Raw genomic sequence first — 26,996 nt, 5'->3', positions numbered from 1 at the left:
ATGCCGTCCGGCTTCCCACACGCCCTGTCACCCCACGAACTCACCGCACGCCGCCACGCCCACGTGTCGCGATTCCTCAGCAGCCGCGCCCTGGACGCGCAGTGGCTGTCGGGCCTGATGCGCGAGCAGGTGGGCGAGGGCCTGCTGCTGCTGACCAGCTCCCCCGTCCACGGCCTGGCCAACCCCACCAGCGACCTGGACTTCATCCGCATCCAGGAGGCCGCGATCGACGGCCCCCGGATCTCGACCAAGATCTTCGAAGACGGGCACCACCTGGAGGTCGTCTCCTTCAGCCGGGCCGAACTCGCCTCGAACCTCGAGGAGCTGAACCGGCTCGCCGGTCTCACCGCCGAGGAGACCGTGGCCGGCTTCCGTGCCTGGGACAAGCAGCGCGAGCCGCGGCGCAAGCAGACCGAGCGCATCGTCAACGGCCTCACCCTGGACGGCGCCGCGCCGTACCTGGAGTGGCTGCCCGCGCTCAGCCGCGTCTGGTGCCGGGCCGCCCTGCACACCGCCGTGGAACAGGCGGTGCACTGCGTGCTCGCCGAGGCCGCCGGAGAAACCCGCGGCCGCGTCGGCTACGCGTACAACGTGCTGCTGCACCTGATGGACGCGCTGGGCTCGCACCACGGCGACGTCTACACCACCCGCAAGTGGTACGTACTGCGCTGGAGTCGGCTGATGGCCGCGGGCAGCTGGCACGGGGAGCGGCTCCAGGCCGTCGCCTCCGAGGTGGAGCGGCTGCGCAAGGGCGTCAGCGCCGCCCTCGGACCCACTGCGGCCGACGAGCCCCTGGCCGGATCGTTCGCCGCGCTGGTCCTGGACGCCGTACGGGCCACGGGCACGGCCGAGTCGGTCACCGTGGGCGCCGAAATCACCGGCTCCGTACAGCCGTACCTCGAAGGGGCCTCCCTCCTGCTGGGCTCCGGGAACGGCGTAGTCCTCCCCGGGGTCGGTACGGAAAGGGACCTGCCGCTCACCGGCGCCCCGGTCGCCCTGGACGAGCTGGCCGGACTCGACCCGAGGGCCGCCGCCTCGCTGCTGCGCGCGCTGCGCGCGGGCGCGGCCCGGCTGCGCGTCGGCTACACCGGCGCGGAGAACCGCCGATGAGCACGTACACGGACAAGGAGCACGACATGAGCGAAGGCCGCAGGCCGCCCGCATCGCGGACGGCCGGGGAGATGACGGCGTTCCCCTCGGTGCGGGCCGGGCACGTCATGGCGGGCCCGCAGGCAGTCGAAATCTGGGTGCAGACCGCCTGGTTGATGCTGGCCGAGGGGCGTGCGTACATCGAGGACCTCGAAGGGGGCGCGGAGCAGCCGCAGATGCAGCAGGCCGCGAAGCTGCGCTTCCTCGAACAGCTGCTGGACATCGACCAGCGGCTGGCCGGCCGCGCCGCGGTCGACGACGCGCACTGCCTGGCGGTCGCCCTGGAGTACGGGATGCGCGAGGTGGTCGACGCCACGGGTCCCGAGCTCGCCGAGGTGTTCGGCCTGCACGAGGAGTTCGGCGGCGACAGCTGCGCCGTCGGGGAGATCTACGTCCTGTGGGAACGGCTGCTGGACGCCTTCCCGGGGGAACTGCCCGACCGCCTCGTCGCCGAGGGACAGCGGGACATGCTGCGGACCCTGCGGGTCTGGGCCCGCCTGGCCCGCGCGGCCGGGCTCGACATCGGATTCCTGGCTCCCTTCATGAAGGCCGCCTGAAGCAGAGAGGTAAGTGAACATGCCCGAGATTCAGGCGCAGACGCTCGTCGGGGGACGGACGCCCGACGAGGTGTGGGCGCTCGTCAAGGACAGCGGGGAGGTCGCCTCGCGGACGGAACACGTCGTGGCCGTCGCCCCCCGGTCGGAGCAGGACAAGACGTTCCGGTTCAACGAGTGGAAGGTCCGCCTCAACGGCAGCGAGGTGACCTGGGTGCAGCGGGAGGCCACCGGGCCCGGTCTGCGCCTGCGGTTCGAACAGACCACGGGAGACCTGGAGGAACTGTCGGGCGAGTGGGCGGTCACCGCCGCGCCCGGCGGCACCCGCGTCGCGCTCTCGATCCGCTTCGAGCTGGGCATCGACGGTCTCGCCCCCCTGCTCGAACCCATCTGGTCCCAGTCCTTCCAAGCCCATGCGGACGCGCTGCTCCGCTCCGTCGCGGCCCGCGCCGTGTGACCGAGAAAGACCCCGACATGAGTCTGTACCTGAACTTCCTGCACACGACGGTGCGCTTCGACGTGGCCTCGGACGCCGAAGGCGTCTTCGAGCCGGTCCACCGCTTCTTCCGGCACCTCATATCCGCCGAGCCCGCCCGCGCGGAGACCTTCCGCATCGGCGTGCACGCCTACGCCCCCGAAACCGACGTCGCACCCGAGGTGTGGAGCCTGCCCCAGTCCGTCGTCCGCCGCAGCAACGCCGCCGAGTTCAACTTCGACGCGCACATCGTGGACAGCGCGGACCGGCGCCGGTACATCAACCGCGCGACGCTGCTCGACGCGCCCGTGGACACCGCCGACGACAACACCTTCACGATCCGGATGACGGAGAAGTCCACCGTCCAGATCCTCGACTTCGTACGCGATCTCGTGATCCGGCACGAGGAGAACCTCGGCACCGTCGTTCTGCACGCCTCCGGCCTGCACCGCGACGGCGAGGCTGTGATCATCGCCGGGCCCAAGGGTGCAGGCAAGACCACCACCCTCCTCTCGGCCCTGCGCCGCCCGGGCTGGCAGTACTTCACCGGCGACAAGCTGTTCTGCACGATCGAGGACGGCGAGATCCTCGTCCACCCGTGGCGCGACTACCCGTACGTGGGCGTCGGGACCATCCGGGCCGACGCGGCGCTGGAGAAGATGGTCCGCGACGGCGTCGACGACCAGGTCGACACCTACGAGCCCGGTCACAAGATCCTCATGGACCCCGACGTCTTCGAGTCCTGGCTCGGCGCTGAGTTCACGGCCGAACCCAAGAAACTGGCCGCGCTGCTGCTCCCCGAGGTCAAGCCCGGCGAGCCGCTGACCGTCCGGCACCTGACGGACCCCAACGAGCGCTGGGCCCACCTGAACAAGATCGTGGACCGGCAGGTCGACACCACCTTCTTCACCTGGCAGTCCTACCTGGTCCCCGACTACACCGCGTTCTACCGGTCGCTGTCCGAACTCCGCACCGTCCTGGACTCCGTGGCCATGGTGCGGCTGAGCGGCACCCTCGACGTCGACCCGGACGCCGTCCTCGGCCGCTCCCCCGCCGGCGCCTCCACTACCTCCGAGCAGGAGAACAGACGATGACGAGCGAAGCCCGCCGCACCCTGCGGATATCGGTGGTCGGCCTGGCCGGGGCCGGCAAGTCCACCTGCGCCACCCTCATCGAGGAGTTCGCGCAGGACAAGGGGCTGACCCACGCCCGCATCAAGCTGGCCAAACCCCTGTACGACCTCCAGGAGCAGGTGTACCGCACAGCGGGCGGCTCGCTCCACGACGGCGCCCAGGACCAGGTCCTGATGGAGGCCCTCGCCGACGCGATGCGCCGGATCCGGCCCGAATCGCTCGCCGACGACTTCGTCGCCCGGCTCGACTCGGTCGACGCGGACCTGGTCGTCAACGACGACCTGCGCGACCCGCACGTGGACGCCCCGGCGCTGCGCGCCCGCGGGTTCCGGGTCCTGCGGATCACCTGTGCCGAGGAGCTGCGCCAGGTGCGGCTGGCCGGCCGCGGCGACCCGTCACGTGCCGACCGCTCGACCCGGGAGATCGACCGGATCCCACCGGACGCCGTCATCGACAACGGAGCGGGCCTGGACGAGTACCGCGCCGCCGTCCACGACCTGCTGGGGAGCTGGCTGTGATCCTGAGCGGACCCGAGATCCTGTCCGAGGTACGGGCCGGACGCATCCACATCGACGACTTCGACGCGGAACGCATCGAGCCCAACAGCTACGGCTTCCGGCTCGCGGACGACATCCTCTGGTACGAGGACGGCATCATCGACTGCTTCGAGCCGCCCAAGGCCCAGCACGTGAAGATGGGCCCCGAGGGGATGGTCCTCGAACCGGGCCGCTTCTACCTGGGCGGCACCATGGAGGCGATGGGCAGCCCGCACTACGCCGCCACCCTCTACGCCTGCCGGTCCGCCTCGACCCTCGGCATCTGGATCCAGTTCTCCGCCCCGCTGGGACACAGCGGAGCCGTCTTCCCCTGGACCCTGGAGATGAAGGTCGCCCATCCGGTGCGGGTCTACCCCGGCATGATGATCGGGAAGCTGGCGTTCTGGTCGATGCAGGGCGAGGCCGTCGGCTACGACGGCAAGTACACCGGCTCGTCCTCTGCCGTGGCCTCCCGCTTCAGTCTGGACGCCCGTGTCGCAGATTGACCTCTTCCGCGTACTGGCGGCGCTCGCCCTGCTCGTGGCCGCCGCCCACCTGGTGGGCCGGCTCTTCGCCAGGTTGCGGCAGCCTCCGGTGATCGGAGAGATCCTCGGCGGGCTGCTCCTCGGGCCCACCGTGCTGGGCCAGTTGCTCCCGCAGGCGCAGTCCTGGCTCTTTCCCGGGACGGGCCCGGCCGCCTCCGGGCTGGCGCTGGTGTACCAGATCGGCATGCTGCTGCTGATGTTCACGGCGGGCGTGGAGATGCGTACGGTCTTCTCCCGCAGGGACGGCCGGTCCGTGGCCGTGATCGCGGCGGCGGGCATGGTCGTGCCCTTCGCGCTCGGCCTGCTCACGGTCAAGGTCATCGACACCCGGGACGTCCTGGGCCCTGCCGCCGACGTGCAGGCGCTGACCCTGGTCATCGCGTGCGCCATCGCCGTCACCAGCATCCCGGTCATCTCGCGGATCATGCTCGACCTCGGCATCATCCGGACCCGGTTCGCACGGATCGTGCTGTCGGTGGCGGTCCTGGAAGACATCGTCCTCAACGTGATCCTGTCCGTGGCCCTGGGCATGGTCGCCGGCGGCCGGGACGACGGTTTCGGTCTGGCCCACGTCCTGGGCGTCACCTCGGCCAACGGGTCCGCCGCCTACCACTGCGCGGCGTCCGTGGCCTTCTTCGGGCTGATGGTGCTGGCGGCCGCGGCGCTGCGCCGCCGGGCCGGCGCCCCCTCCGGTCCGGCGGGCCGGCCGCCGGTCGCGCTCGCCGTACGGATGGCCGTCCTGCTGGCGGTGTCCGCGAGCTGTGTGTTCCTCGGGGTCGCGCCCATGTTCGGGGCGTTCGTCGTGGGCCTGCTGTCCGGGATGACCGGCCAGAGCCCGCACAGCGTTTCCCTGGGCCAGTTGAGGGGTTTCGCGTCCGGGTTCTTCATACCCGTGTACTTCGCCGTCGTCGGCCTGAAGCTCGACCTGGTCCACTCCTTCGACCCCTGGTTCACCGCGGGGTTCGTCCTGGTGGCCTGCGCCGCGAAGGCGGCCAGTGTCTACGGCGGGGCCCGGCTCGCCAGGCGCCCGGAGTCCGAGTCCCTCGACCTGGCCGTCGCGCTGAACGCGCGGGGCGGGCCGGGCATCGTGCTCGCCACCGTGTCCTTCGACGCGGGCATCATCAACGCCTCGCTGTTCACCACCCTGGTCCTCACCGCGATCGTGACCTCGCAGCTCGCCGGCTGGTGGCTGGCGCGGGCCGTCGCCCGCGGGGCCTTCTCGCCCGACCGGGACGACGAGGACACCCGTACGGAGAGCCGGCCCGCCGGGGCCGCGCACGCCGCGCCGGGCTGACCCGCACGTCGCGCCCGGCTCCGTCTCGCCCCCGCCCTGCTCAGGGGCCGGGGGCAGACCGCCGTCGATCAACACCATCACCCCCCTCCGCGGTCACCACCGCTCAGCAGTGAAGGAGCCCCACATGAGTACCCCTCAGGGCCGTCGCCCCGTCGTCGCCATCGTCGACGCGTTCTCCACGGCGAGCCATCTCGCACCGCTCTTCCACGCCCGGGGCTACGACTGCCTGCACGTGCAGAGCACACCGCAGCCGCCCGCGGTCTTCGGCGCGTCCTTCCGCCCGGAGGACTTCCTCGCCACCGTGGTCCACCACGGCGACGTGGCCGGGACGCTGGCCGCCATCGCCCCCTACGCACCGGTCGCACTGCTGGCCGGCGCGGAGATCGGCGTCGAGCTCGCCGACGTCCTCAGCGAGGCCCTGGGACTGCGCACCAACGGGACCGCGCTGAGCACCGCCCGGCGCGACAAGTTCCAGATGGTGGAGACCGTCAAGGCCGCGGGTGTACCGGCCGCCGACCAGATCCTCGCCACCGACCTCGACACCCTGCTGGCCTGGTACGGGGAGACCGGGCGGACCGTGGTCCTCAAGCCGGTCCGCAGCGCGCTCAACGACGGCGTGTTCTTCTGCGGCACCGCCGATGAGGTGCGCGGTGCCTTCGATTCGCTCGTCGGCGCGGACAGCGCGCTCGGGCTGCGCAACGACGCCGTGGTCGCCCAGGAGTACCTGGTGGGAGCCGAGTACTACGTCAACACCGTCAGCCTCGACGGGAAGCACTACGTGTGCGACATCTGGAAGACCCAGCACCTCGGGGTCAACGGGGTCCGCGACCTGCTCGGCGGGTCGGCGCTGATGGTCCGCCGGGGCCCCGAGCAGGACATCCTCGCCGCGTACGCCTTCTCCGTACTCGACGCCCTGGGGATCAGCAACGGCCCCGCGCACACCGAACTGAAGCTCACCCCGCAGGGACCGCGGCTGGTCGAGACCGGCGCCCGTGTCTGCGGGGCCATGCTGCCGCTGCTCACCCGGGCGGCGATCGGTGAGAGCCAGCTGGAGTGGACGGTGCTCGCCTACACCGACCCCGAGGGCTTCGAGGCCCGTCGGCACACGGACTACGAGGTCGCCCGGCACGCGGTCTGCGTCAACATGGTCGCGCCCGAGGCCGGAAAGCTCGTCGACTACCCGAAGCTGCCCGCCCTGCGGGCCCTGGAGAGCTTCCACGACGTCCTCGTGAAGGTGCAGCCGGGCGAGGAGATATCCCAAACGGTCAACGACCTCACCTACCCGCTCCTGGTGCACCTCGTGCACGAGGTGGAAGGCATTGTCACGCACGACTACATGACGGCCCGCCACCTGGACGGCGAGGGCTTCTACGATGTCGTCTAGCCGCCGCCTCGCCCTGGCCGCCGGCCCGCTGCTGGTCCTCGGCTACTGCGTCATCAATTCGACCAAGTCGGTCTTCGAGGGCGCCCTGGTCCAAGACCTCTCGCCGGAGTTCATCGCCTTCAACTCCTTCGTCGTCGCTCAGGCCTTCTACTTCTTCACCCTGCGCGACAAGCAGGCCCTCAAGGCCGTGGTCCGCCGCTGTCTGCCCGACGTGATCATGCTGAACGTCTCCACAGCGGTCTGCTGGATCGCGGTGCTGTACGCGTTCACCGTCTTCGAGCCGGCCATGGCCAACTCCATGATCATTGGCTTGGGCCCCACGATCACCATCGTCCTCGGCTTCAAACTCCGTCCCGGCACAAAGGCCCTTCCGCTGGAACTGGTGGCCGCCGGCGCGATGCTGGCCGCCATCGGCTACCTCCTCGCGATGGCGTCCAACGGGTCCACGGCCATCGGGGACCTGCCGACGGGCGAGCTGGTCTTCGGGGTCGTGATGTGCGTACTGACCTCGACCTCCCTGACGGGGGTCACCTACTACACCAAGCGGCTGGGCGACGCCGGCATGTCGGTCCGGCAGATGATGGCTTCCCGTTTCGTCGCCCTGATCGTGGCGACCCTCGCCATCCTCGTCGTCCGTGACAGCTTCGAGGCGTACTCGCCCGGCAACGTGGGGGCGATCCTGGCCATCAGCGTCGTCGGGGTCATCGTCTCGCTGTATCTGCTCCAGCAGGGGATCGTACGGACCGAGCCGATCACCGTGTCGATGCTGTTCGGCACCAACCTGGTGATCACGTACCTGGCCCAGTTCTTCGACCCGAGGCTGCACCAGTCGCAGCACAGCCTCATCGGGATCCTGGGGCTGACCGCCGCCATGTGCCTGGGGACGTGGGCCCGCTGGCACGCCGGGAGGCGCACCGCCCGGGAACAGGAACGGGAGCAGGCGCAGGAGCAGGCGGCGGCAGAGGCCAAGGCATGACCGTTCTGGCCCACCTGAGCGACCTGCACCTCGACGGGAGCCCGCGGAGCGCGGCCCGCGTCCGGCGGGCCGTGGAGTACCTCGCCGGGCTCACCGGCGTCGTGGACGCCGTCCTGATCACCGGGGACATCGCCGACCGCGGCACCGAGCGGGAGTACCGCCAGGCCGTGGAGGCACTGGCCCCGCTCCACGAGCGTCACCAGGTCCTGCTGTGCCCCGGGAACCACGATGCGCGCCCGGAGTTCCGGGAAGTACTGCTGGGCGGCCGCCCGGGCACGGCTCCCGTCAACCAGGTGCGCGACATCGGCGGCGTGCGGATCCTCATGTGCGACTCCTCGGTCCCCGGGCGGTCGGAGGGGCTGCTGGAGCCGCAGACGCTGCGGTGGCTGGAGGAGACGCTCGCGGCCGCCCCCGACCGGCCGGCCTTCGTCGCGTTCCACCATCCGCCCGTACCTCTCGGGGTGCCGTACATCGACCGGATCGGGCTGCGCGAGCCGCAGGAACTCGCCGACGTGCTGGCCCGCCACGACCAGGTCGCCGCCGTGCTGTGCGGCCACGCCCACACAGCCGCCGCCACCGTCTTCGCCGGCCTGCCGCTGCTGTGCGCGCCCGGGATCGCCTCGACCGCGCTCCTGCCGTGGGAGCAGGGGCCGGAGGACTCCTGGAAGACCCACGACGCCCCGCTCGCCCTCACCTTCCACTGGTACGAGGAAGGCAGGCTCACCAGCCACGTCAGGGCTCTGTGAGGCCCCTGCGGCACAGCGGCCGGGCCCGGACAGGCGCCCGGCCGCTCCGCATGCGGCCGAAGTTCCGGCAGGGTGCCGATTGCGAGCCGCATCCGGCGGGCGTGGCGGCATGAGGGCAGCCGGTGGCGGCGCGCACTCAGTGCGGTCGAGGGGTCCGCACGGCTCAGCGGGGATCGCCGTACGAGGCTTCCTCCATCGCCCCGAGGAGCAGCTGGAACTCCGCGTCGTCCACGGCCTGGCTCACCCGCCCCAGCTGCACCGGGCACCGGCTCAGCAGCGACGCGGCGAACTCCAGCACCGCCGTCTGGCTCCTGGACGCCCCGCGGGACCACCCCGGGACCTTCAGAAGGCGGCCGACGGCGTCCCAGTCGACGGTGGGACAACGGCCGGACGGGTCGATCAGCGGAAGCTCGACCAGGGCCGCGAGTTCCTGGTCGTGCGTCAGACGCCTGAGCCAGTAACCGTCGCCATGGGCGCCCAGCAGCTTCGTCGCCGCGCGCATCGGCTCGTTCACCACCCCCTCCAGCAGGCGCTCGGCAAGCTCCTCACCCGTCGTGCTGTCACTGACCACGGTCACTGGCATCTCCATCCGTCGTGAAGCGAGGCCGCCGAGGGGCGGCTGCCGACACGTTCACTGTGCGCGGCGGCGTCGGCCCGTACGCGGCGGACACGCCGGACGATCCACCGGAGGCAGCCCTCGCCGGACGGCCACCCGCGAACCGTCCCCGTGGGCCCGTGGGATCAGGAGTTCGGGCGAGCTGTTCTGAGGAGTGGTCTCGGGGCCCCACTCCAAGGGAGTGCCTCCGTCGCAAGCAGATTCCGGGAAGGATGTTGGGCGGCCCTTCGGCGCCGCTGCGGCACCCTTTCCTCGGTGAGGGGTGCCAGAGGCCGCTCCCGGCCAGGCCCTGGCAAGCGGGCCGGGAGCGGTGGCCGGCCACTGGGTCAGTGCCGCTCCTGACCGGTGGGGCCGGGCACGTGGATGGCCAGGACGGCGGTGTCGTCGTCCACGCCGGAGCCAAAGGTGTCGAGCAGGTCGCGGACCGCACGGATGGTGCCGGATGCGGTGGCGGGGGCCAGAGCCCGGCCGAAGCCGAGGAGGGCCTCGTCGCCGTACCGGTCGTCGCCGCCTGCGGCCGTGTGAGCTTCCGTCAGGCCGTCGGTGTGCAGCAGAAGAGTGTCGCCGGGGCCGAGGTGAACGGTGGCCGTGGCGATGTCGACGTCGGTCAGGACACCGATGAGCTGCCCGCCGGGGGTGGGGAGGTAGTCGGCGGTGCCGTCCGCGCGCATGAGCAGGGCCGGGGGGTGTCCGCCGCTGGCGAGGGTGACGCGGAAGCCGCCCTGGTCGTGGTCGGGAGTGAGGAGGCCGAAGATGACGGTGCAGAAGCGGGGGTCGCTCCCTTGGTACTCGTGGTTCATGACCGTGTTGAGGTTGGTGAGGACGGCGGCCGGGTCAGGGTCGTAGACGGCGGCGGCGCGCAGGGTGTAGCGGGCCAGGGAGGTGATGGCCGCGGCGGCGGCGCCCTTGCCGGACACGTCGCCGAGGAACAGCCCCCAGGTGCCGGCCGCGAGAGGGAACAGGTCGTAGAAGTCGCCGCCGACCTCGTCGACGGAGGCGATGTGGTAGTGCGCGGCCACGTCCAGGCCCGGAACGTTCGCCAGCGCCGGCGGCAGCAGCGTCTTCTGCAGGGTCGCGTTCAGGCGCTGCAGCCGGTCGCGTTCCTCGTCGGCCTCCTTGCGGGCGCGCAGCAGCTCGGCCTCGTAGGCGCGGCGGTCGCGGGCGTCGAAGACGGTGGTGCGGATCAGCAGCGGCTGCCCGTCGCTGCCCGTGCGGACCGTGGAGGTGATCAGGACCGGCAGGCGCGAGCCGTCGGCAGCCTTGAGTTCCAGGGCGATGCCGCTGATCTCGCCCTGCATCTGCAGCAGAGGGGCGAAGTGTGTCTCGTAGTACAGCCGGCCTCCGACGGTCAGCAGATCGGAGAAGTGCCTGCGGCCCACCAGGTCACCGCGCTCGAAGCCGAGCCAGTCCAGCAGTGTGGCGTTGACCTTCGCGATCCGGCCGTCCATCAGGGTGGACAGGTAGCCGCAGGGCGCGTGCTCGTACAGGTCCTCTGCGCTGTCCTCCAGCAATGAGGAGAATCGGGCGTGCTCGTCCTGCGGCCCGTGGTGTTCGTCCGCGCGGCCATCTTCTTCGTCGCTGGTCCCGCACATCATCCGGCCGCTCCGGTGCGAGCGGCGATCGCCGCTGCGGTCCCCTGCGGAGCTGTGAGCCGGGCGCGTTGTCCCGTCGCGTTCAGCGTGATCAGCCGAGTTCCCGGTGTCACATCCATGTGGAACATCCTTGCAGACCGCGTATCGTCTCCGCCCTCCCGCGCCGCCGCGATCATCCAGGAGAGCGTACGTTTCCCGCTTAGCGAGGGCTCGGGGTGGGCGGTCCTCCGGGACGCGGTCGGGCCACGGCGTGCGCCTGTGGAGATGCCGGTGCCGCCGCCGGAGCGGCGACACCGGGCTACGGCATCGGGGCCGTGCGGTGCGCGTCAGGCGGTGTGGAGGGTGAGGCCGTAGCGTCCGAGGATCTCGTTGACGGGCTGGAACCACGTCTGGCCACCGGTGGAGCAGTTGCCCCATCCGCCAGAGGTGACGCCCTGGGCCTGGTCCCCGCTGATGAAGGAGCCTCCGGAGTCACCGCCCTCGGCGCACACGCTGGTCTTCGTCATCTGGTGGACGGCGCCCTGGCTGTAGTTGACGGTCTCGTTCTTCGCCAGGACGGTGCCGCAGTGCCACCGCGTCGTCGAGCCCGAGCGGCAGACGGAGGCGCCGACGGGCGCCTCCGCGGAGCCCCGCACCAGCCGGTCCGGCACGGTGCCCCAGCCGAGTACCACCGGGACCGTCCACCATCCGCTGTGAATGCTGACGTACGCGTAGTCGTCGCCGGGGAAGGACGAGCCCTGGAACGTTCCCATCGCGCTCCCGTCCCAGCCGCGCACAGCGGCTCCGGCACGGCCGCAGTGGCCGGCGGTGACGAACCCGCCGTGCACGGAGAAACCGATCGAGCAACGGACGTTTCCGGTGTAGTACGGGTCGCCGCCGACCGTGCCCGCCGCGTAGGTGACCGGGGCCCGCTGCGTCTCGGCGACGACGACGGGCCCGGCGCGACGGGCCCGGTCCACGAAGGCCCGTACGGCCCGGCTGTGCCGGTCGGCGCGCACCAGCGTGACGACCACCCGGTTCGCCCGGGGATCGACGTGCCAGCCGGCCACCCCGGCGGGCGCGTCCAAGGCGTCGACACGGCTCTTCGCCCGGTCGAGGAGCGCCGCGCTGTGGCGGACGAGTCGGGTGTCGGCGCCCAGCGCGCGTACCCCGGCGGCCCGCTTCTCGTCCGTGACGGCCACGACGAGCCGACCCCTCGCCGGCTCGAACCACGAGCCGCCGTAGGCGGGTCCGGCGATCTTTTCGGCCTTGCGCTCGGTCCGCACCGCCGCACGCTCCGCCGCGAGGCGCTGCTCGGCCTGTTGCCGTGTCAGGCCCAAGTCCTCGCGCATGGCGTCGAGGAGGCCCGCGGACGCGGACTGGCGGTGCCCTTCCGCGGGGGCAACGGCTGCGGCTCCGGCACCGGTTGTGCTCAGAGCAGCGGTGATCAGTAACGCCGACAAGGCGGCACGCAGGACGGGAAGGCGTCTCATGGTTCCTCCGGGAAGAGGCGGTGGATGGTGGTCGCGGGTACGGCGACGATGTCTGAGAGCGCTCTCAGGTGCGAGTCCGGTCAGCGTAGCCGTCGACGATTGTCAGGTCCATACCATGTGGCGCCGCGAGGTCGGTCGGCGCGCACTGCCAACAACTCGGCCTCGCCCTAGGCGGATTGACGGGCCCAGCCGCACGGCCGTAGACGGTTCAGGCAGTGCGGCCCCGGGCTGGGATCGTCAAGCGAGCGGTGGGGGAACCGGCCCGGGCGCGGTCAGGTGGTCAAAGGTTCCGGTGAGCCGGAGCAGGCGTTCCAGTGCTGGGCCGATGTTGAGCAGGTGGAAGCTGATGCCCTTCCCGCAGGCGGAACGGTGGATCTGCAGGAGTGTCGACAGCCCCATGGAGTCGACCACCCCGAGCTCCTGGCAGTCCATGCGAAGGTTCTCGGCCTCCTCGCAGTCGTGGAGGGCCGCTCGTACCTGCAGGAGCAGTTCGCCGCACGTGTCGTAGTCCAGGTCGCCGGTGAGGGCGAGGTGCACGGTGCGCGGACCGGCGGGCGACTGGGGCACGACGGAGTTCGCGTCGGGCGGGGTGGTCACGGATTCTGTCCGGCGTCTCGGGGCCGGGGGTGGGAAGCGAGCGCGGTACGCCCGGCTTCGAGGAGGCGGCGGGCACGTGGGAAGTCGCGCAGTTGTTCTTCGAGCAGGTCCAGGCCCGCCAGGACGGAGTGGGCGGGCACTTCGCGGGCGGTGAGTACTTCCGCGGTCCAGGTGAGGAAGCCGGTGAAGACCTCCGTGGCGTCGACGTACAGGGCGGCGGTCAGGAAGTCGACGATGTGGGCCAGGTCTTCCGCGGTGCGTTCGCGCTGTTCGTCGCTGTAGTGCCTCATGGCCGGGAAGCGTTGTTCCAGGCGCTGGAAGGTGTCGCGCACCAGGTGCCTGGAGGACTTGGCGACCATGGTGTACTCCTGGTCGGTCAAGTGCGGCAGGTCGTCGATCGCCCGGTGGGCGACCGACGGCTTGGGCAGCGGGCCGGCGGCGAGCCGGTCCGCCGCCGCGCGCGCGTCGGGCGCCCAGGCGTCGGCGCCCAGCAGGCGGGCGTAGCGGCCGTCGGCCCCGAAGGCGAGACCGCCGGCCATGACGGGGGTGCCGGTGGCCTGACACGCGGTGATGGCGGCGTGGGCCAGCGGCAGGCGGGTGGGCAGCGAGCTGGACAGGCACACCGCGGACGGTCCGGTGCGGTGTATGTGGCTGATCAGGTGAGCGGTGGGCACCTGCGCGCCGAGGTAGTCCACCTGCCAGCCGCGCAGCCGCAGCGTCTCGGCCACCAGGCGGGCGGGCAGGGCGTGCCACTCCTGGTCCACGCAGGCGACCGTCACTCTTCCGCACGCCGCGTCGGGCCGGCGGATGGGCAGGGTGGCGATGACACGGTCGTTGATGGCGGTGGCGGCGTGCTCGTCGGCCACGCTCATGCGGTTGGCGGCCCATTCGGTGCCGACCTTGCGCTGGACCGCGCCGATCACGTCGAGCAGCACCGCCTCGGGATCGAGGCCGGCCCGCACGGCGTCGGTGACAGTGTTCACGGCCGCGTACTCGTCGCCCGCGCGGACGGCGACCCAGAGTCTGTCCGCCCATGGAAGGGCGGTCTCGTCACGGTGCGGCGTGGTGGGGCGGGCGCCGGATCTGAGCCGGTCCGGCTCTTTGCCGAGGTCGGTGATGTGGGTGGTCATGCCGTGAACCTGCCCCGGGTCGTCCCGTCCACGGCACTGAGGTGAGTACCGCGAGGTGCGGTGATGGCGACAACGGCGATGTCGTCGTGGCGTCCGTCGCCGATCCACTGGGAGGCGACCATCTGGATCCGCTCGACGACGGCCGCGGCCGGCATGCCCGCACACTCGGCCGCCGCGCGCTTGAGGCGCTGGTCCCCGAACATGGTGTCGCCCAGCGGGCCGCCCTTGGCTTCGGTGACGCCGTCGGTGAAGAGCAGGCAGGTCTCTCCCGGCGCGAGTCGGACGTGCGCGGTACGGGAGGTGAGGGTCGGCAGTACGCCGATCAGTGTCCCGCGGGTGTCCGCCTCCTCCACGGTTCCGTCGCGGCGCACGAGCAGCGGCGCGGGGTGCCCCGCCGAGGTCAGCCGCAGCACGACGTCGTGTCCCTCACGGCGTACGGAGGCCAACACGAGGGTCGCGAAGCGGGTGTGGTGGCTGTTGCGCAGGGCGTTGTTCAGCAGGCGCAGCATCTTGGCGTGGTCGTCGGCCATGGGCAGCAGGGCGTGCAGTGTGTTACGGATCTTGCCGGTGAGCACCGCGGCTTCCAGACCCTTGCCGGCCACGTCCCCGAGCACGGCGAGGGTTTCGGGGCAGTCCTCGCCGGGCGGGTGGACGTCGTAGAAGTCGCCGCCGATGCGCTCGGCGTCGACGCTGGGCCGGTAGCCGCCGGCGAACTCGACGCCCTCGACCTGCCGGAGGGCGGGGGGAAGAAGTTCCCGCATCAGGGTGTCGGAGATGGCGTTCTGCTCGGCGTAGAGGCGGGCTGCCGACATCGCCGCGCCGGCCCGGGCGGCGAACAGCCCGGCCAGCGCCTCTTCCGCGTCGCTGAAGGCGGCCTGCTGCGCGCGGCGCAGCAGGATCAGCGCTCCGGCCGGTACGCCGTGGCCGGGCAGGGGCGTGATCGCCAGCGATCCGACCTCGCCGAATCCCGCCGGGACCATCCAGTCGGGGGCAGTGGCGGGGTCTATCCACCGTGACGGCACCGGTGGGAAGCCCCGCAGCGCCTCGGCCAGGCCCGGCACGGTGTCCGGCGCCTCGGAGACCGTGTCGTGGATGATCTCGCCCCGGTGGTCGCAGACGACCACCGGCATCTGCCTGGCGGGGGTGGGCGCGATGACCAGCGCGGCGTCGGCGAGGTGTTCCGTGGCCAGACGCGCGGTGACTTCCATGCACCGGTGCAGGTTCAGCGAGGCCAGCAGGGCACCGGACGCCTCGGTGAGGAACCGTGTGCGCCGGCGTTCCGCCTCCAACTCCCCCATCGCCGACGTGTAGTCGGTCTCGTCCACGAGCCACCACGCCGTGGCGCCGCCGGCCAGGACGGACGGGTGCGCCGAGAAGGAGCGCCCGCCCACCGCGCCGCTCACGGGCATCGGCTCAGGACGCCTGCCGGCGGAGGCGAGCCAGGAAGGTGATGGCAGGAGCCATCCGGTGCGCGCGGCGGGGAAGAGTTGACGGGCCGCGTCGTTGAGGTCCGTCACGCGCCCGTCCGCGTCCATCACCACTACCGGGTAGGGGGCGTTCGCAGCGCTCACCGTGCCGGCAGTACCGGTACGGGGACCGGCGGGGGTCGAAGTCATGCAACGGGGCCCCTACGCGTGACCCTCACCTCACTCAGCGAAGAAAACAGATGTCGGATGACAACAGTCCCGCAGTCGGCGGACATCGTGCAACCAGCCCGTCCGCCACGAGCCCGGCGAGGGGCCCCCGGAGAACCGTGGCTGCCACCGGAGAACGAGGGCTGTGCCCGCTCGACGAGCACCGCCGGACCGCACGAAGATTCACACACCGTCCACACCACGCCCACGTCCCGGTCACCTGACCGGTGATGCGGCCTCCCACGGCGAGCGCCGGTCCGGGTCCGGGTCGCGCCGGACTTCCCGGACGAGAATGCCTGACGGGCTCCGGCCCGGAGGAAATCCAGGTGACTGGCGAGGACGCCCTTCTCTACCATCGGGCGGCTGCACATCCCGCTCTCCCGGCCCTGAACGGCGACCGCATGAAATCCCTGGTCCCTGGCGTGTTGCGTGATGAGCCGCAGTTCGCCCGCCTGTTCGCCGGACAGTCGCTGTCGGTGCTGGGCGACCGTGTGTCGTTCGTGGCCGTGCCCTTCGCGGTGCTCTCGGTGGGCGGGTCAGCCGCCGATGTCGGGCTTGTGGCGGCCGCCGGTCTGCTGCCCATGCTCCTGTTCACCCTGGTGGGCGGGGTGTGGGCGGACCGCTTCCGCCGGCACCGCATCATGCTGGTCTCCGACGTGGTGCGGTGCGTGGTGCAGGGGCTCATCGCCGTGCTGCTGCTGACCGGCGTCGCCGAGGTGCCTCATCTGGCCCTGCTGATGATTCTCTTCGGCACGGCGGACGCGTTCTTCATGCCCGCCGCCACGGGGCTGATGCCCCTCGTCGTCGCGCCCGGCCGGCTGCGGGAGGCCAATGCCCTGCGCGGGTTCGTCCAGTCGTCCGGGCTGGTGCTGGGTCCGGCGCTGGCCGGTGGCCTGGTCGCGTTGGCCGGCCCGGGGGGCGCCCTGGCCCTGGACGCCCTGACGTTCGCGGTCAGTGCCGCGTTCCTGGCACGGCTGAGACCGCGCGAGACGCCCCCCGGGACACGGAAGGTCACGGGTGGGGAGACGTTCTGGAGGGATCTGCGCGAAGGCTGGGCGCAGGTGCGCGGCCGGAGCTGGCTGAGGTCGGGCATGGCTGCCATGGCGGTCTATCACGTCGTGGTGCTGCCGTCCGTCTTCGTGCTGGGCCCCGTCCTCGCCGAGCGCGAGTGGGGCGGTGCGGCAGGCTGGGCGGTAGTGGTCGCCGCCTTCGGCGTCGGCTCGATCGCCGGTGACGTGTGCGCCTACCGGCTCAAGGTCGCGCGGCCCATGGCCGTGGCCGCGGCAGCGCTCGCCATGGCCTCCTGCCAGGCGGTCGTCATCGGATCCGGCGCCCCGCTCGTCTGGATCGCGATTCTCGAAGCGGTCACCGGCGTCGCCGTTTCCCTCTTCTTCGTCCTGTGGGAGACGGCGTTGCAGACGCACGTGCCGGAAACGGCCCTGTCCCGGGTGAGTTCGTACGACTACCTGCTGTCGGCAGGACTCATGCCGCTGGGCCTGGCGCTCGCCGGTCCGGTGTCCGAGTCCGTCGGTGTGCGGCCCACTCTGTACGCGATGACGCTCGTCGCGGTCCCCGCCGCTCTGGCGCTTCTCTGCGTGCCGTCCGTACGCCGCCTCCCGGCGCACGTGTCGGCGACTGCGAGCGGCGGTGGTGAGGCCCGCACTGCCGCAGGGGCCGGGCCGCCGTGAAGCCGAGCGTCTTGCTCCAGGTCGCCCCATTCGTTCGGGGCCCGTGCTCAGACGCCGACGCCGGACTACGCGAGATGCTCCTGGACCCAGGGGCGTGAGGACTGTACGGCGAGGGCCGCGATGTCGTCGTCGAGGTTACCGCCGCTGTAGGCGAGCAGGTCCCGGTGCAGCCGGTCGAGCACCTCTCGGGGCGGCGTCGGGCCCTGGCGGCGCATCCAGTCAGGGAGCGGGAAGAACTCGCCTGTGCGGTCCCGGGTCTCCGTCACGCCGTCCGTGTAGAGCAGCAGCTGGTCGCCGGGGACGAAGGCGACGGTGTCCACGCAGTACTGGTTGCCGAGGAGTGTCGCGAGGTTGAGCGGCGGCGAGACGGTGGTGGGATCCACGACGCGCACCTCACCGCCGTGCACGAGCAGCGGTGGCGGGTGGCCGCAGTTGAGCAGCCTGACCTGGCCGCCGCCGTGGGGGATTTCGGCGAGTACGGCGGTGGCGAAGCGCTCGGGCAGATCCTGGGCGGGGAAGGCCGCGCTGTAACGCGTGATGCTGATCTCCAGTCGCTGGATGATGCCCCTGAGATCCGGTTCGTCGTACGCCGCCTCCCTGAAGGAGTTGATCACCGCCGAGGCCGCGCCCACCGCGGACAGGCCCTTGCCGCGTACGTCGCCGATGAGCAGCCGGACTCCGTACGGTGTGTCGGCGGCCTCGTAGAAGTCGCCGCCGATCCGGGCCTGCTCCTGGGCCGCCAGATACAGCGACTCGATCCCCACTCCCCCGATGCGGCTCGGCAGGGGCCGCAGCAGCACCTTCTGGGCCGCGTCGGCGACGAGTCGGAGGCGGATGAACGCCTCCTCCCGCTGGAGCCGGACATGGCTCGCGTACGCGGCCGCCAATGTCACTGTGATGATCGCGGCGGCCGTGTACGGAGTCCCCAGGTCGGTGTAGGCGAAGCTGAGGCCGATCATGACCAGCAGGCAGAACGCCCCCAGCAGGATCGTGGGGAGAACGGGCCACATCGCGGCGGCCAGGGCGGGCGCGGCGGGCAGCAGGCGGCTGAAGGCGATTTCTCTCGGGGTGGAGAACGCCAGCCCGGCGATGAGGATCGTAAGGATCACCGGTGACAGCAAGGCAGCGTCCCACCCGCCGCCGTGGTGAGGACGACGGCGCCGAAGCTGCCTTGAAGTGATCACGAAGCGCATCATATCGGGAGCAGATGGAACATCTAGCACCCCAATCGGTCATACGGTTCGCCGTCCGCGCTCGCCGCGGACCGTCCACAGCAAAGGCCCTCCCCGCGCGCACTCGTCACGCGCTGGAGGGCGGACGCCCGGCTCCTGACCTGCCGGGCGTCCGCTTCCGGTGGGGCTGTCGCGGTCAGGAGGTTCTGTCGCCCGCCGTTGCCGGAGTGCCTGCCAGGATCGTCGGCTCCAGCTCTTCGTACCGGCGTCGCTGGTCGGCCGCGTCGCGGTCGAAGAGGACTGTGGTGAGCCAGCCGGCCAGGAAGCCGAGCGGGACGGAGACGATGCCGCTCGTCGTGAACGGGAACCAGTTGAAGTCGTGGTCGGGGAAGACCGACTGCGGCGATCCGGACACCAGTTTGCTGCCGATGGTCAGCACGATGCTTGCCGCCGTGCCCACGACGAGGGTGGCGATCAGGCCCGCGCGGGTGTAGCGGCGCCAGAAGAGGCTGTAGACGAGCGCGGGGGCTATCGCGGACGCGCCGACGCAAAAGGAGAGGGTCAGCAGCGCCTGGAGGTTCAGGTGCCGGGCGGCGGCAGCGAACGAGATCGCGACGAGCCCCACTCCGGCCGCCGCGGTACGGGCCACCGCCATCTCCGTGGAGTGCTTCAGAGCGGCCTTGCGCCGCAGACCGTGCGCGATGAGGTCGTGCGCCAGGGTGTTGGCACAGGCGAGGGTGATCCCGGCGACCGAGGCGAGCAGGGTGAGGAAGACCGCCGTGGCCACCGCCGTGAACAGCAGTGTCTCGACCGTGTTCGGGTCCGTACCGCTGAGAGCCTGGCTGACCATCAGGAACGCCGTTTGGCCCTGCGGGTCTCCGGCGACGAGACCTTCGTGCCCGACGACGGCGGCCGCGCCGAAGCCGATGACGGCGAGCAGCAGACAGGTCACGACGACGGTGGAGACGGCCCAGGACAGCGACCGCCGCACGGCGGTCGCGCTGCGCGAGCTGAACATGCGCATGGTGATGTGCGGCAGCACCGCCGCGCCCAGCACGACTGTCAGCTGGGTGCCGATCATGTCGAAGTCGTCACCTCCGAACTGGAGGCCGGAGGCGAGGTACGCGTCCCCGGCGCCGCTCCCCTCCTTGGCGGCGTCCAGCAGCGCGGGCAGGCTGAAGTCGAACCGCTTGAGAACGAGCACCGCGACGGCGGTGGCCGCGCCGAGCAGGACGACGGTCTTGACGATCTGGATGAAGGCGGTGCCCTTCATGCCGCCGATGGCCGCGTACACGATCATCAGGAGACCGAGGAAGACGATCGCTCCGGTCTTGAAGCCGTCGGAGTCGAAGCCGAGGACGACGGACAGCAGGTCGCCCGCGCCGGCGAGCTGGAAGATGACCAGCGGCAGCAGCGCGGCCAGGGTGACGATGGACGCCGTGATCCGCACGAGGGAACCGGGTGCGCGGTGGGTGAAGACATCGCCCATCGTGAACCGGCTGGCGTTCCGCAGAGGTTCGGCGAGCAGGAACATCATCAGAACCAGTGAGAGCACGGTACTGAGGGTGAGCGTGATGCCGTCGAAGCCGAGGAGCGCGATGATGCCGATGGTGCCGAGCACGGTGCCGGCCGAGATGTAGTCACCGGCGATGGCGAGGCCACTCTGGATGGGCGACAACGAGCGGTAGCCGGTGTAGAACTCGCCGAGGTCGTCGTGATCGGGTCCGGTCGTCACGCAGACCAGCAGTGTGACCGTGATGACCGCGATGAACGCGATGAGGGACATCGTCTGAGCGCCGGAGCTGAATTCGGTCATGACCGGGCACCTCCCGCGGATCCGTCCGGCCACTGCCACTGCTCTTGCCCCACGGGGTGCGCGGGCGCGTCCCCGCGGGGGCCGCGGCGGGCCCGGGTGCTGCGGGGCTCCTGTGCCACTCGCAGGATCTGCTCGTGGATGGTGGCAGACAGGGGGTCGATGCGGTTGCGCGCGATGCGCTCGTACAGGGCGATCGCCCCGAGCGCCACCGGCAACTGGCAGAGACCCAGCACCAGGCCGACGGTGAGCCCGCCGGTGATCTGGCTCGTCATCATATCGGGCGCGAACGCCGACAGTATGAGAAAGAGGACGAAGTACGCGAGTGCCGTGAACGTCGAGACGCGGCGCAGTCTGCGGTACCCGGAGCGCAGCGCGTCGAGGTCCCCGCGCGGGGTGTGCGGGTGCGACCGCTCCTCCCGGCCGGCAGCCGGCAGCGGTGTGTCCCAGGTCTGTACGGGCCCGTCACTCCAGGCGCCGCGCGGCGGAGGGGGGTCCGGGAAGGGGCGTTGGTACGACATCGACTTGCTCCTTGCCGCCGGGGGGAGGCGGTGTGTGGTGCTGGGTGGTGCGCGCATGTTACTCATCGGTAGAGCCATGGGGTAAGACACGTTCCACGGACTGGATGGCAGGCCGACGGAGGCCGGCGGGCGGCGAGGAGCGAGCGCGGAGGCGGCCGTTTCCGGTTCTCGGCCATCTGGGCCGCGGTGCCCGAAGTGTCCGTACCGCCCGCAAAGGTGACCGTCGGCGCGCGGTGGACCATCCGCTTGGAGACACGGGACGACAGCTCCCGGGCACCCAGGCGCCGGGGCTGTACGAGCGGGATGTCGAGTGTGATGTCGCGGCGGGCGCACACATGGAGGGCCCTGGCGCCGTACGGCACCAGGGCCCCGAAGGAACTGCTACACCATCTGCCGGCCCTCGCACTGCGCCGGCCTCTTGTGTCCGCGTACCCGACCGGGATTGCGTCGGGGGCGCGGGGATCGCGGTTGCTTGACCGGAGACCACCTCACTGTCGATGTCCTGCGGTACCCGGGCCCATGACTTCCGCCCGGGCGATCCTGATGGCGCTCGGTCCCTCCGTTCCTTCCCTCGGTTCTCAACTTCTTACCAAGCGGGGCACTGCCACCGCGTCAACTGCGGTACTGCTCGCGGCGGCCCCTGATCACTGCGGGCCACCCGGTCCGGTCGTCAGTCCCGTCGCCGTCCTGCAACAGCCCTGGCTCCGAAACTCCACCACCGTACCGACCTGCAACTGCGGTACTGCGCCCGGCAGTTCTTCTCTGCCGGGCCCTGCGGTCTCTCTGGGTTACGAGAGAAACAGTAACCACACCACAGACCAATGTCTACTCCAGTCACCATAGATTTTCGCGTGTTCGACAGTGAGGTAATCGGACTCGAACAGCGACGGCCGCACAAATGGCCTCGTTCCACGACGCCTGTCGCCGGCGGACGGCAGGCACCTCTCGTCCTTTTCCCGACGGGCACGGCAACCCTTTCGCCGGCAGCGGCAACCCTGCATCGATCGCCCCTTCACAGACTTCACTTCACGGAACGGAACCCCGCATGAGTGCAACCAGCCGCACGGCCCGTCACCGCAGACAACGCAAGGGCCTGGCCATCGGCGTTCCGCTGGCGCTCGCCGCTTCCGGAGTCCTGGCGTACGGGTCCGTGTTCGGGCTGGGGCCCGGGGAAGCGCGGAGGGCCGCAGCGGCGGAGGCTCCGGCCTGGGCGACTGCCGCCGCCGACGGGTTCGCCTCGGTCGACGCTCTCGGGCAGAACGGTACGTACGGCGGCCGGGGCGGCAGGACCGTCACCGTCAAGACGCTCGCCGACCTCGAGAAGTACGTCACGGCCTCGGAGCCGTACGTCGTCGTCGTCGCAGGCACGATCAACATGGCCCCCGTCGGCAAGGAGATCAAGGTCGCTTCGGACAAGACGATCATCGGCTCCGGGACCCGGGGGCACATCGTCGGCGGCGGCTTCTTCCTCGGCCAGGGTGTGCACAACGTGATCATCCGCAACCTGACGATCCGCGACTCGTACCAGGGCCTGTGGAACGACAAGGAGCACGACTTCGACGCCGTCCAGATGGACGGCGCCCACCATGTGTGGATCGACCACAACGACCTGCGGCACACCGCCGACGGGCTGATCGACGTCCGCAAGGACAGCACGTACGTGACGGTGTCCTGGAACAGGCTGAGCAACGCCAACAAGGCCTTCGGCATCGGATGGACGCAGAATCTCGTCACCGACATCACGATCCACCACAACTGGATGCGGGAGACGGAGCAGCGCAACCCGTCCACGGACAACGCCGCACACGCGCACCTCTACAACAACTTCATGGAAGACACACCGGGCACGTCCATCACGTCCGCCTACGGCAACTACGCACGCGGCAGGACGCGGATGCTGCTGGAGAACTCCTACTTCCAGGGCATGAACAACCCCGTGATCAGGGACGCGACCGCCGCTCTCGCCCAGCGCGGCAACATCTTCTCCGGCACGAGCGGACGCAACGAGAGCGGCGGCACGGCCTTCGACCCGAAGAAGTACTACGGCTACAGCCTGGACGCCACCCGCGGCGTGCCGGCACTGGTGAAGTCCGAAGCCGGCCCACGGGCCGCCCTGGGTACGGCGACCGCGACCGCCGCTGCCGCCACCCGGACCCTCACCGTCGCCAAGGACGGCACCGGCCAGTACCGGACGGTCCAGGCGGCGGTGGACGCCGTACCCATCGGCAACCCGTCCCGCGTCGTCGTCTCCGTCAAGCCGGGTACCTACCGCGAGACCGTGGACGTTCCGGCGAACAAGCCGCACGTCACCATCCAGGGCTCGGGCGCCGGCCGCAAGGACACGGTCATCGTGTACGGCAACGCGGCCGGCATGCGGAAACCGGACGGTTCGGGCACGTACGGCACTCCGGGCAGCGCCACGGTCGCCGTCCGGTCGGACGACTCCCGGCTCCGCAACCTCACCGTCTCCAACGACTTCGACGAGGCCGCGAACCAGTCCCTGAACGGTCATCAGGCGGTCGCCCTGCTGACGACCGCGGACAAGATCGTGCTGGACGGCCTCATCGTCACCGGCGACCAGGACACCCTGGAGCTGGAGACCGCGGCGAAGGACAAGCCCGGCCGCGTCTACGTGACCAACTCCTACATCGTCGGCAACGTCGACTTCCTCTTCGGCCGAGCCACCGCTGTGATCGACCGGTCGGTCATCACCCTCAAGAAGCGGTGGAACGGCACCTCGGCCGGTTACATCACCGCCCCGAGCACGCCCGCGGGCCGCAACGGCATCCTCATCAACCGCTCAACGGTCAACGGTGACGTGACCGCGTCCTCGTTCCATCTCGGCCGGAACTGGCATCCGGGCGGCGATACCACGGCCGACCCGCAGGTCACCGTCCGCAACTCCACCCTCAGCGCCGCGATCAAGCGGACTCCCTGGACCGACATGGGCGGTTTCTCCTGGAAGGACGACCGCTTCGCCGAGTACATGAACACCGGTCCGGGCGCCGGCCCGAAGAGCATCGACCGGCCCCATCTGACCGACACCCAGGCCGCGGCCCAGGACGTCTCGGACTGGCTGGGCGACTGGACCCCGTAAGCGCGAGAACAGGCGCCCGAGCAGATTCAGTTCACCGGTGTGCTCGACCGCGTCGACGCCCTGACCCGCGAGAAGGCCGATCAGCTGGGGCTTGGTGAGGGTCAGCTTGAGTCCCGCCGACGTCCCTCGTCGGTGAGGACCACAGCGCCGCGACGAAGCCGCGGTCCGCGCTTTCGAAGTCCGTGGTGTCGTCGAACCGGGGTGTGCTCACGGAGGCGCTCCGGCGTGGGAAGTTCGTACCGCTGGACATGCCGGAGACAGCAGGTCGGCTTCTACATGTCACCGACCGCTGTCTCCCGGCAGTCCCGCACTCACCTGTCCGACGGCGAGGGAGCGACACACAGCCCCCAGATGATGAAGGCGTCGATCGCGATGATCAGCACCGCCCACCAGGGCGTGTGGGGCAGCCACATGAAGTTCGCGATCATGCTGAGTCCGGCCAGCACCACACCGACCACCCTGGCCCAGGTGGCCCCCCTGAGCAACGCGAAACCGGTGAGCGTGATCACGATGCCCAGGATGAGGTGGATCCATCCCCACCCGGTGAGATCGAGCTCGTAGACGTAGTTGCGCGTGGCGAGGAAGACATCGTCCTCGGCGATGGCCGAGATGCCTCCGAGCAGCGTCATGATGCCACTGAAGATCATGATGACGGCGGCGAACACCAGCCAGCCGGTGCCGTGCGTAGCCCTTCGCGGGCCGGATTCGCTCACGTGTGCTGTCATGACAGGTTCCTTCAGTTCGTTGGCCTGCCCGCCGAGGCGTTTCCGTCCGGTGAGTCGGATACCTCCAATTTGACCCGAGCCACTCCCCGGCGCCACTTCGGCCGTACGAGCCGCACCGCGCCGCGACGCGGAAAGCCACGGCGCGCATACACCCATTGCGCCCGCCTGGCCACTCGGGCAGTGTTCCGCCGCCGATACGCCTGCGGCGTGGGCCGATGTGCTTCGGCGGCTCAGTTGGCTGCCGGTCTGACGGGCCAGACGGCCGTCACCCATTCATGGACGCCGCCGGGCGTCCGGACCCGGATACGCGGCTGGGTGCAGCGGAACCGCTCGGCGGACGACGGCTACTGACGGCGGGACCCCGCTCGCCGTGCCCGGTCAGTCCTCACGGCTGGCACCGCCCGCGGCTTTCTCGCGCGCGGGCGGCGGCGCGGCCGACGGGCCCGGTGGCAGCAGCTCGGCGGTGACGAAGGCCGTCACGGCCGCCAGGATCACCACCGGAATCGTCTCCGCGTTACCGAGTACGAGGACCACCAGCGCCACGCTGCTGACCGGCAGTCGCAGAGCGGCCGCCGCTGCCGCGGCCATGCCCGCGGCAGCGCCGGGGATCACACCGAGACCGGGCAGCGGTGCGAGCAGCACACCTGCCGCCGCGCCCAGGAAGAGTGCGGGGAACACCAGGCCACCGCGGAGGCTGCCCAGGCACAGGGCGTACCCGACGGCTTTGCACAGCAGGACGGCCAGCAGGGCGCCCGCGCCCCAGGCGTGCGGATCGGCGGCGAGTCCGCCCAGTGTCGCCTGGCCGGACGAGGCGACTTCGGCGGGGTCGCGGCCCGTGATCAGCGCGTAGAGGACGGCGCAGCCTCCGGCTGCCACCGCGAACACCACCGTTCGGACGAATGGCGAGTACGCCACGAAGGCGGCGGTCAGCCGACCGCCGACGATCACCAGGTGCACCAGCGCGCCGACGCCCACGGCCAGCACGACCGACCACACCACGTCGCCGGTGTCCAGACGCGGCGGCGACGTGGGGAAGTGCACGTGGAGACTGCCCGTCCGGAGGCCGGTCCAGCGTCCGAAACCGGTGAACACCACAGCTCCCACACCGCTCGACAGCAGCGCGGGGAGCATGATGACGAACAGCTGCGGACCGCCCACGCCGGCCACTTCGATCAGCAGTACGGCGCCGATGAGCGGATTGCCGAAGACGGCGGCGATCGCCGCCGCCGCGCCGGCCGCGCCCAGCAGCGCGGTGCTCTGCGCGGTGGCGGGCGCCCGGACCAGGCGCCCGAAGAGCAGGGCCAGACCGCCGCCGAGCGCGATCAGGGGCGCTTCCGGGCCGAGAACGGCACCGAGCGGCAGGCTGGCGGTCGCAGCGATGATCACCCCGGGCAGAGCGACCGCAGAGGGCGCTACCGCGTGCAGCCCGTACGCCGGAATGTGACCGCCCGCGCCGGGCAGACGGGTCGCCACCAGTCCCACGACGACGCCGGCCACGGCGAGCAGGGGCAGCGGCCACCAGGCCGGCGGGGTGTCCCAGCCGAGTGCCTGCGGCAGGTCCGCCCACAGCACGTGCTCCAGCTCGTGCAGGGCGACGAGGAACCAGAACGAGGCAAGGGAGATCGGGACACCGATCAGCGCGCTGAAGACCAGGACCTTGCGGTACGCGGGGGTGCGCAGCAGAGCCCGCAGCCGTGCGGCCTCGTCGGGTTCCTCAGCCGTGGGGGCCGGGGCCGGGCGGGCTTTCGGCGGAGTCATCCGGTGCAGTCCTTCCGGGCCGTCGACGAAGGCATCACGGTTCAGGCTCTTCCGGCGCCGCAGTGGTCTGACGCCGCTCCAGTCCGAGCCGTACCACTGCGACCATGACCTTCGCGCTCAGCCCCACCAGGACGAGGTTGGCAACCATGCGCAGCGCGCGGTCTGCGGGACCGGCACCATGTCACCGAAAGCGACGGTGGCGAAGACGGTCACCGTGAAGCACAGGGCGTCGTTCCTACTCAGTGGCTGCGGGCGGCGGAGCACCCCGCCGTCAGTCCATGAAAGGCGTTCCGTACGGGTCCCGCGACCCGAGCCACGCCACACCGCGTACGCCCGTCGTGCCACGGGTGACGGTGTGGTCCACCGCGCCTGGGGCGCAGGCGGACCAC

Annotated in this window: 24 protein-coding genes; 12 read left to right on the top strand and 12 right to left on the bottom strand. The window is 70.8% G+C overall.

The genetic code is table 11. The annotated features are described in order from the left end of the window. From ACWGH0_RS03400 to ACWGH0_RS03355, 10 genes are all read left to right on the top strand, one after another. Nucleotides 1–1,110 carry a DUF6001 family protein gene (locus tag ACWGH0_RS03400; protein WP_453402423.1) on the top strand — a complete coding sequence of 370 codons (1,110 nt, stop codon included), beginning with the start codon at nt 1–3 and terminating at the stop codon, nt 1,108–1,110. Beyond that, nucleotides 1,107–1,706 (top strand): DUF6031 family protein, encoded by a 600-nt coding sequence (locus ACWGH0_RS03395; protein WP_453402422.1) that lies wholly within the window; start codon nt 1,107–1,109, stop codon nt 1,704–1,706. Before ACWGH0_RS03400 ends, ACWGH0_RS03395 begins: the two co-directional genes overlap by 4 nt. Before the next feature lie 19 nt (nt 1,707–1,725). After that, entirely contained in the window at nt 1,726–2,160 is a 435-nt protein-coding gene (locus tag ACWGH0_RS03390; RefSeq protein WP_453402421.1) for a type II toxin-antitoxin system RatA family toxin, read from the top strand. 17 nt (nt 2,161–2,177) lie between these two features. Continuing rightward, nucleotides 2,178–3,272, top strand: coding sequence for a hypothetical protein (locus ACWGH0_RS03385; protein ID WP_453402420.1), 1,095 nt, complete (start codon nt 2,178–2,180; stop codon nt 3,270–3,272). Next, nucleotides 3,269–3,829 (top strand): hypothetical protein, encoded by a 561-nt coding sequence (locus tag ACWGH0_RS03380; RefSeq protein WP_453402419.1) that lies wholly within the window; start codon nt 3,269–3,271, stop codon nt 3,827–3,829. Before ACWGH0_RS03385 ends, ACWGH0_RS03380 begins: the two co-directional genes overlap by 4 nt. Further along, nucleotides 3,826–4,353, top strand: a complete 528-nt coding sequence (locus ACWGH0_RS03375; RefSeq protein ID WP_453402418.1) for a dCTP deaminase — start codon at nt 3,826–3,828, stop codon at nt 4,351–4,353. The genes ACWGH0_RS03380 and ACWGH0_RS03375 overlap by 4 nt, the downstream gene beginning before the upstream one ends. Beyond that, nucleotides 4,340–5,686 (top strand): cation:proton antiporter, encoded by a 1,347-nt coding sequence (locus tag ACWGH0_RS03370; protein WP_453402417.1) that lies wholly within the window; start codon nt 4,340–4,342, stop codon nt 5,684–5,686. The genes ACWGH0_RS03375 and ACWGH0_RS03370 overlap by 14 nt, the downstream gene beginning before the upstream one ends. A 124-nt stretch (nt 5,687–5,810) precedes the next feature. Further along, entirely contained in the window at nt 5,811–7,070 is a 1,260-nt protein-coding gene (locus ACWGH0_RS03365; protein WP_453402416.1) for an ATP-grasp domain-containing protein, read from the top strand. Continuing rightward, nucleotides 7,060–8,046: an EamA/RhaT family transporter gene (locus ACWGH0_RS03360; RefSeq protein WP_453402415.1), complete on the top strand. Its 987-nt coding sequence runs from the start codon at nt 7,060–7,062 to the stop codon at nt 8,044–8,046. The genes ACWGH0_RS03365 and ACWGH0_RS03360 overlap by 11 nt, the downstream gene beginning before the upstream one ends. Then, nucleotides 8,043–8,792, top strand: coding sequence for a phosphodiesterase (locus ACWGH0_RS03355; protein ID WP_453402414.1), 750 nt, complete (start codon nt 8,043–8,045; stop codon nt 8,790–8,792). The genes ACWGH0_RS03360 and ACWGH0_RS03355 overlap by 4 nt, the downstream gene beginning before the upstream one ends. A 163-nt stretch (nt 8,793–8,955) precedes the next feature. Here ACWGH0_RS03355 and ACWGH0_RS03350 read toward each other — a convergent pair whose 3' ends face one another. From ACWGH0_RS03350 to ACWGH0_RS03325, 6 genes are all read right to left on the bottom strand, one after another. Then, nucleotides 8,956–9,369 carry a hypothetical protein gene (locus tag ACWGH0_RS03350; protein WP_453402413.1) on the bottom strand — a complete coding sequence of 138 codons (414 nt, stop codon included), beginning with the start codon at nt 9,367–9,369 and terminating at the stop codon, nt 8,956–8,958. A 365-nt stretch (nt 9,370–9,734) separates the two neighbouring features. Beyond that, nucleotides 9,735–11,000: a PP2C family protein-serine/threonine phosphatase gene (locus ACWGH0_RS03345; protein ID WP_453402558.1), complete on the bottom strand. Its 1,266-nt coding sequence runs from the start codon at nt 10,998–11,000 to the stop codon at nt 9,735–9,737. A gap of 326 nt (nt 11,001–11,326) precedes the next feature. Beyond that, nucleotides 11,327–12,472 (bottom strand): S1 family peptidase, encoded by a 1,146-nt coding sequence (locus ACWGH0_RS03340; protein ID WP_453402412.1) that lies wholly within the window; start codon nt 12,470–12,472, stop codon nt 11,327–11,329. A 237-nt stretch (nt 12,473–12,709) separates the two neighbouring features. Next, nucleotides 12,710–13,069, bottom strand: coding sequence for an STAS domain-containing protein (locus ACWGH0_RS03335; RefSeq protein ID WP_453402411.1), 360 nt, complete (start codon nt 13,067–13,069; stop codon nt 12,710–12,712). Further along, the gene (locus ACWGH0_RS03330; RefSeq protein ID WP_453402410.1) at nt 13,066–14,199 is read right to left on the bottom strand and encodes a cobalamin B12-binding domain-containing protein; all 1,134 of its coding nucleotides are present in this window, start codon (nt 14,197–14,199) and stop codon (nt 13,066–13,068) included. The genes ACWGH0_RS03335 and ACWGH0_RS03330 overlap by 4 nt, the downstream gene beginning before the upstream one ends. Further along, on the bottom strand, nt 14,196–15,815 hold the full coding sequence (locus ACWGH0_RS03325) for a SpoIIE family protein phosphatase (protein WP_453402409.1): 1,620 nt from the start codon (nt 15,813–15,815) through the stop codon (nt 14,196–14,198). Before ACWGH0_RS03325 ends, ACWGH0_RS03330 begins: the two co-directional genes overlap by 4 nt. Nucleotides 15,816–16,255: 440 nt before the next feature. On the opposite strand from ACWGH0_RS03325, the gene ACWGH0_RS03320 reads away from it, so the two are divergent. Continuing rightward, entirely contained in the window at nt 16,256–17,521 is a 1,266-nt protein-coding gene (locus ACWGH0_RS03320; RefSeq protein ID WP_453402408.1) for an MFS transporter, read from the top strand. A gap of 65 nt (nt 17,522–17,586) precedes the next feature. Here the strand turns inward: ACWGH0_RS03320 and ACWGH0_RS03315 are convergent, their stop codons facing one another. The 3 genes from ACWGH0_RS03315 to ACWGH0_RS03305 form a co-directional block, all read right to left on the bottom strand. Further along, nucleotides 17,587–18,630: a PP2C family protein-serine/threonine phosphatase gene (locus ACWGH0_RS03315; protein WP_453402407.1), complete on the bottom strand. Its 1,044-nt coding sequence runs from the start codon at nt 18,628–18,630 to the stop codon at nt 17,587–17,589. Between the two features lie 259 nt (nt 18,631–18,889). Then, nucleotides 18,890–20,509 (bottom strand): sodium/solute symporter, encoded by a 1,620-nt coding sequence (locus ACWGH0_RS03310; protein ID WP_453402406.1) that lies wholly within the window; start codon nt 20,507–20,509, stop codon nt 18,890–18,892. Continuing rightward, nucleotides 20,506–21,027 (bottom strand): DUF485 domain-containing protein, encoded by a 522-nt coding sequence (locus ACWGH0_RS03305; protein ID WP_453402405.1) that lies wholly within the window; start codon nt 21,025–21,027, stop codon nt 20,506–20,508. Before ACWGH0_RS03305 ends, ACWGH0_RS03310 begins: the two co-directional genes overlap by 4 nt. A gap of 1,045 nt (nt 21,028–22,072) precedes the next feature. Here ACWGH0_RS03305 and ACWGH0_RS03300 point away from each other — a divergent pair. Next, nucleotides 22,073–24,124: a pectinesterase family protein gene (locus ACWGH0_RS03300; RefSeq protein WP_453402404.1), complete on the top strand. Its 2,052-nt coding sequence runs from the start codon at nt 22,073–22,075 to the stop codon at nt 24,122–24,124. Between the two features lie 311 nt (nt 24,125–24,435). Here the strand turns inward: ACWGH0_RS03300 and ACWGH0_RS03295 are convergent, their stop codons facing one another. From ACWGH0_RS03295 to ACWGH0_RS03285, 3 genes are all read right to left on the bottom strand, one after another. Further along, nucleotides 24,436–24,849, bottom strand: a complete 414-nt coding sequence (locus ACWGH0_RS03295) for a DUF7144 family membrane protein (RefSeq protein ID WP_453402403.1) — start codon at nt 24,847–24,849, stop codon at nt 24,436–24,438. 378 nt (nt 24,850–25,227) lie between these two features. Continuing rightward, nucleotides 25,228–26,607, bottom strand: coding sequence for a chloride channel protein (locus ACWGH0_RS03290; RefSeq protein WP_453402402.1), 1,380 nt, complete (start codon nt 26,605–26,607; stop codon nt 25,228–25,230). Nucleotides 26,608–26,724: 117 nt separating this feature from the next. Beyond that, nucleotides 26,725–26,871 (bottom strand): ion channel, encoded by a 147-nt coding sequence (locus ACWGH0_RS03285; protein WP_453402401.1) that lies wholly within the window; start codon nt 26,869–26,871, stop codon nt 26,725–26,727. Between the last annotated feature and the right edge of the window lie 125 nt (nt 26,872–26,996).

This window comes from Streptomyces sp. NPDC054887, from assembly GCF_053610585.1.
This window is presented reverse-complemented; position numbering and strand designations above follow the sequence as displayed.

Bases quoted from the DNA above. Each gene is read 5' to 3' on its own strand.
- ACWGH0_RS03400 (WP_453402423.1), top strand. From the start codon at position 1: ATGCCGTCCGGCTTCCCACACGCCCTGTCACCCCACGAACTCACCGCA.
- ACWGH0_RS03395 (WP_453402422.1), top strand. From the start codon at position 1,107: ATGAGCACGTACACGGACAAGGAGCACGACATGAGCGAAGGCCGCAGG.
- ACWGH0_RS03390 (WP_453402421.1), top strand. From the start codon at position 1,726: ATGCCCGAGATTCAGGCGCAGACGCTCGTCGGGGGACGGACGCCCGAC.
- ACWGH0_RS03385 (WP_453402420.1), top strand. From the start codon at position 2,178: ATGAGTCTGTACCTGAACTTCCTGCACACGACGGTGCGCTTCGACGTG.
- ACWGH0_RS03380 (WP_453402419.1), top strand. From the start codon at position 3,269: ATGACGAGCGAAGCCCGCCGCACCCTGCGGATATCGGTGGTCGGCCTG.
- ACWGH0_RS03365 (WP_453402416.1), top strand. From the start codon at position 5,811: ATGAGTACCCCTCAGGGCCGTCGCCCCGTCGTCGCCATCGTCGACGCG.
- ACWGH0_RS03360 (WP_453402415.1), top strand. From the start codon at position 7,060: ATGTCGTCTAGCCGCCGCCTCGCCCTGGCCGCCGGCCCGCTGCTGGTC.
- ACWGH0_RS03355 (WP_453402414.1), top strand. From the start codon at position 8,043: ATGACCGTTCTGGCCCACCTGAGCGACCTGCACCTCGACGGGAGCCCG.
- ACWGH0_RS03345 (WP_453402558.1), bottom strand. From the start codon at position 11,000: ATGTGCGGGACCAGCGACGAAGAAGATGGCCGCGCGGACGAACACCAC.
- ACWGH0_RS03340 (WP_453402412.1), bottom strand. From the start codon at position 12,472: ATGAGACGCCTTCCCGTCCTGCGTGCCGCCTTGTCGGCGTTACTGATC.
- ACWGH0_RS03330 (WP_453402410.1), bottom strand. From the start codon at position 14,199: ATGACCACCCACATCACCGACCTCGGCAAAGAGCCGGACCGGCTCAGA.
- ACWGH0_RS03325 (WP_453402409.1), bottom strand. From the start codon at position 15,815: ATGACTTCGACCCCCGCCGGTCCCCGTACCGGTACTGCCGGCACGGTG.
- ACWGH0_RS03310 (WP_453402406.1), bottom strand. From the start codon at position 20,509: ATGACCGAATTCAGCTCCGGCGCTCAGACGATGTCCCTCATCGCGTTC.
- ACWGH0_RS03305 (WP_453402405.1), bottom strand. From the start codon at position 21,027: ATGTCGTACCAACGCCCCTTCCCGGACCCCCCTCCGCCGCGCGGCGCC.
- ACWGH0_RS03300 (WP_453402404.1), top strand. From the start codon at position 22,073: ATGAGTGCAACCAGCCGCACGGCCCGTCACCGCAGACAACGCAAGGGC.
- ACWGH0_RS03295 (WP_453402403.1), bottom strand. From the start codon at position 24,849: ATGACAGCACACGTGAGCGAATCCGGCCCGCGAAGGGCTACGCACGGC.
- ACWGH0_RS03290 (WP_453402402.1), bottom strand. From the start codon at position 26,607: ATGACTCCGCCGAAAGCCCGCCCGGCCCCGGCCCCCACGGCTGAGGAA.